Raw genomic sequence first — 4,288 nt, forward strand, 5'->3', positions numbered from 1 at the left:
GTTGAGAACCCTCAAAGAATGGCCGAACATTATGTATGAATCGGGTATCTCATATGCTTCAAATAAACATGACTCACTGACCAAATTATGGCTGCCGGCCACCCGGCTTCGAATCCCTCTCTCCGCCATAAATGATTATTTCAAGGCTTTTGGCTATTTAGCAAAAAGTCTTTTTTGTTTGTTGTTTTATAGAGAGAGGGTTGAGAACCCTCAAAGAATGACCGAGCAGTGCGTATGAATTGGATTTTTACTTTATTACATCGGATACTTTGATCAAGAGAAATTTTAATGCTGTTAGCAACATGATACGCTAGTTCTGGAGGCACTGCATTCCCTATCATTTTATACGCATTACTTACATCGTTATAGTAAAAAATAAAATCATCAGGAAATGTTTGTATACGAGCACATTCTCTAACACTTAGCCTCCGATATAAATCCTCTTTACCTGGAACGAATATCCTTTTATTTTGATTAACAAACTCCATTTTTGGTGCCTGTGGGTGAATAGGAGCATGCCTACCCCCTGCTTGTATTGTAAATGAAGGTTCATCCCATGTGCGAACCCTATTTCGTGACATATAAATAGTTGAAAAACTTCCTATCATATATTCATGGTTTTTAACTAAACACTTATTCCCATTGGTCTTATTTTTTGATAAAGCTGGTATAGCAGAGTCTCTTAAATCCCATATTACATCTCTTAAGACAAGTTTCTTTACAATGGGCAAAGGAAAATTATAGCTTATGTTTAGGTCTTTCCTATAACCTATATAAAATACTCTTTTTCTATCCTGTGCCACCCCGTAGTCTAGTGCATTCAAAAGTTTTATTGAAACATTATACCCTGCTTCAATAAACATTTTGATGATATTTTCAACTGCTGATTTGTGGATATCAGCTAACATACCCGAGACATTCTCGGCAACAAAAAACTTTGGTTTTTTATCTTTCAAAACTCTGATAAATTCATAAAATAATTTTCCTCGCTCATCATTTATACCCCTTAATGATCCTGCTTCACTCCAACTTTGACAAGGTGGACCGCCGATTATGCCATCACAATCTGGTATATCTGAAGAATCGATTTTTCTAATGTCTCTTTTATCAAGAAAAGCAGTATGATTCCTATTATAAGTTTCCCATATGCTACTATCATACTCATTTGCCCATACTATATTAAAACCAGCCTTTTTAAAGCCCACATCCATACCACCGGCACCTGCAAATAGGCTTACTAAATTCATATTACCCCTCCCTTTAAAACGAACATATGTTCTTAATATATGATACCAGATAATTACATAAGTGTCAATTCGTGCATAGAGCTGATTTGATATCAGACTGTTTATACTATATGGTTTGGTATGATATAATTATATTTGATTATAAAATTTATTTATTCCCCGTACTTAATCTATTTGTAGGCTTTTACTTTAGGTAACATTCTATTTATAACCCGAATATAAACAGCAAGAGAATATTTGTATATTATGCTTTTATTCAAACGGAAGGAGAGTTTTTATGAAAAAAAGCTATACTATTGTTTCCCTCTTTTCAGGAGCTGGCGGTATGGATATGGGTTTTGAAAACCAGGGATATAAGATTCTATGGGCTAATGATATAGATAAAGATGCATGTATAACTCACAAAATTTGGTCTACTGCAGACGTTGTTCATGGTGATATTTCAAAATTAGAATTTAACAATATTCCAAAACCTGATGTGATTTTAGGCGGGTTCCCTTGTCAGGGATTTAGTCTAGCTGGCCCAAGAAAAATTGACGACAAAAGAAATTCTCTGTATAGGCATTTTGTAAAACTTGTTGAGTTAAAGGAACCAACTGCTTTTGTTGCAGAAAATGTTAAGGGTATACTGACTCTTGGTAGTGGTGCAATTATTGAAGCCATTATTGAGGATTTTAAAAGTAAAGGATATATAGTTAAGGCAAAATTATTAAATGCATCTGATTTCGGTGTTCCGCAAGATAGAGAGAGAGTAATTCTTGTTGGCATCAAAGAAAATTGTAAACTAAATTTTGAGTTTCCAGAACCGTTGGATCACAAAGTAACTATTCGTGAAGCGCTCTCTTCTGTTGAAGAACCTAAGATTGAAGATATTTGTAATGCCTCCTATTCTTCTCGATATATGAGTAGAAATAGGCGTAGGGATTGGGATGATACATCCTATACTATTCCAGCCATGGCAAAGCAAGTCCCTTTACATCCTTCCTCCCCCAAAATGATTAAAATACACAAAGATTTATGGTCATTTGGTTCTGAAGGGACTACTAGAAGATTTTCATGGCAAGAAGCAGCAGCCATCCAAACATTTCCACTTGGTATGGAGTTTGTTGGAGATTTAACTTCAAAATACAAACAAATAGGTAATGCAGTACCTGTAAAACTTGCTGGAGCTATTGCTAAAGCATTATATTCAACTCTAGAAAAAGGAGAGAATGTTATATGCCTAGACAAGTCCAACTCGGAAAAGCATTTGAGTATGCTTGCTTAACAGCGATTTATAACCGTCTATCAACAAATCAGACAATTACTATTGAACAAAACGATGCTTATAACTCTACTAGAGAATTTTATAATACTCTTCAACCAATAATGCAGCAAAAGATGATATCCGCAGCTAATGCTGCATTAAATGTATTATTAAGGCTTGAACCATTGCTCGAAAACCCAAATGGTGATATTCCCTTATACTTATCAATACAAGAAGATGCCAGGGGTATTGCTGGTGATGTTAGAGATATTCTTATGATTAGAAGAGGTACAGGCTGGGAAATAGGTTTATCCGTAAAGCATAATCATATGGCAGTGAAGCACTCTAGGCTTTCTGACGTACTGGACTTTGGAGCATCATGGCTTAATATTCCATGCTCTACCACTTACTTCGAAGAAATACGCCCTCTTTTTTCGCAATTAAGAGAGTTAAAAGGTCAAGGGATTAAGTGGAATCAAGTGCCTAATAAAGGTGAATCATATTATTTACCCATTCTTCAATCATTTATAAGTGAATTAAGAAGGCTTGATGCTGCTAATCCTGGTGTAGTTCCTGCTAGGCTTATGAGTTACTTATTAGGTAATTATGATTTTTATAAGGTTATTTCGATCGATAATAGAAGAATGACCAAGATCCAAGCATTTTCACTTTATGGTACGTTGAATAGGCCAGCAGCAGGAGTAAGACCTATGATTAATTTACCAAATTTACATTTACCTACAAGAATTTTTGATATTTATTTCAAACAAAATTCAAATAACACAGTAATTATCGCTTTAGACCAAGGCTGGCAGATCTCACTTAGGATACATAGTGCTAGTACTTATGTGGAGCCTAGTTTGAAATTTGATATACAACTTATCGGTATTCCACAAAACTTATATTCGCATGAGGAAGCTTGGGTATAGAATTTAGTGGTGGATATATGAGTTATTATTTTGATACAACTTCAGAAAGATCAAAATTGATGAAAAAAATAAAGAGTGAGAATACAACTCCAGAAAGATTACTATGCAAAGAATTATAGAATCGTGGTATTAGATATCGGAAGAATTATGCACTACTTCCCGGTAAACCTGATATAGCTATTACTAAACATAAGATTGCTATTTTTATAGACGGTGAATTTTGGCATGGCTATAATTGGGATACAAAGAAGCATAAAATTAAATCAAATAGAGAATATTGGATTCCAAAAATTGAGAAAAGTATAGAACGTGATAAAAGACATAATGGGGATTTGGTACGTATGGATTGGAAGGTAATCAGATTTTGGGAGAAGGATATAAAAAAGTATTTACAAAAGTGTATTCTAGAAATTCCAAGGATTATTGCCAACTAGGGTTATAACACCGTACCCCACCACAAAAAAACTACCGCAATATTAGGCATAGCCTTATATTGCGGTTTTCTACCTACCTCTTCTCACCCTTACTATTAAAAATCAATTGAAAGCACTCAGGAACATGGTCCTCATGATATCTGTGTATAGCCACACATTCCCGGCAGCGTCCGTGCCATACGCATAGTGTATTGGGGCAGGTGCACTTAAGATTTTCCGGATCATCAACGATCTTCATATTTTCTATAACCATATTGTAATTTTCTTCACATGACCTCATTAAGCATCACCTTCGCTTATTAATGATAGACTGTAATATTCTACGAATTTCCACAAATACCTTCTCTGAAAGCTGACAAATATATATCATTCCTAGAGAGCTAAGATGTATTGTATAGCTCTTGAAGGCAAGCCCTTAAGTGCTCCTTCCGG

The 4,288-nt window shown here is 35.0% G+C and carries 5 protein-coding genes; 3 read left to right on the forward strand and 2 right to left on the reverse strand.

Features of this window, described 5'->3' with window-relative positions; genetic code table 11:
• Window positions 1-140: 140 nt before the first annotated feature.
• Window positions 141-1,247, reverse strand: coding sequence for a DNA cytosine methyltransferase (locus ACESM9_RS13865; protein ID WP_372999896.1), 1,107 nt, complete (start codon window positions 1,245-1,247; stop codon window positions 141-143).
• Window positions 1,248-1,524: 277 nt separating this feature from the next.
• Between ACESM9_RS13865 and ACESM9_RS13870 the strand changes: the two genes are divergently transcribed.
• The 3 genes from ACESM9_RS13870 to ACESM9_RS13880 all read left to right on the forward strand — a co-directional run bounded on the left by ACESM9_RS13870 (window position 1,525) and on the right by ACESM9_RS13880 (window position 3,856).
• Window positions 1,525-2,514 (forward strand): DNA cytosine methyltransferase, encoded by a 990-nt coding sequence (locus ACESM9_RS13870; RefSeq protein WP_372999899.1) that lies wholly within the window; start codon window positions 1,525-1,527, stop codon window positions 2,512-2,514.
• Entirely contained in the window at window positions 2,466-3,422 is a 957-nt protein-coding gene (locus ACESM9_RS13875; RefSeq protein ID WP_372999902.1) for a HaeIII family restriction endonuclease, read from the forward strand. The genes ACESM9_RS13870 and ACESM9_RS13875 overlap by 49 nt, the downstream gene beginning before the upstream one ends.
• Window positions 3,423-3,550: 128 nt before the next feature.
• The gene (locus ACESM9_RS13880; RefSeq protein ID WP_372999908.1) at window positions 3,551-3,856 is read left to right on the forward strand and encodes a very short patch repair endonuclease; all 306 of its coding nucleotides are present in this window, start codon (window positions 3,551-3,553) and stop codon (window positions 3,854-3,856) included.
• 73 nt (window positions 3,857-3,929) lie between these two features.
• On the opposite strand, the gene ACESM9_RS13885 is transcribed toward ACESM9_RS13880, so the two are convergent.
• A complete protein-coding gene (locus ACESM9_RS13885) occupies window positions 3,930-4,136 on the reverse strand; it encodes a hypothetical protein (RefSeq protein WP_372999905.1) in 207 nt (68 codons plus the stop codon).
• Window positions 4,137-4,288 lie beyond the last annotated feature (152 nt).

The organism is Lutispora sp. (assembly GCF_041687175.1).
Classification (GTDB): Bacteria; Bacillota; Clostridia; order Lutisporales; family Lutisporaceae; genus Lutispora.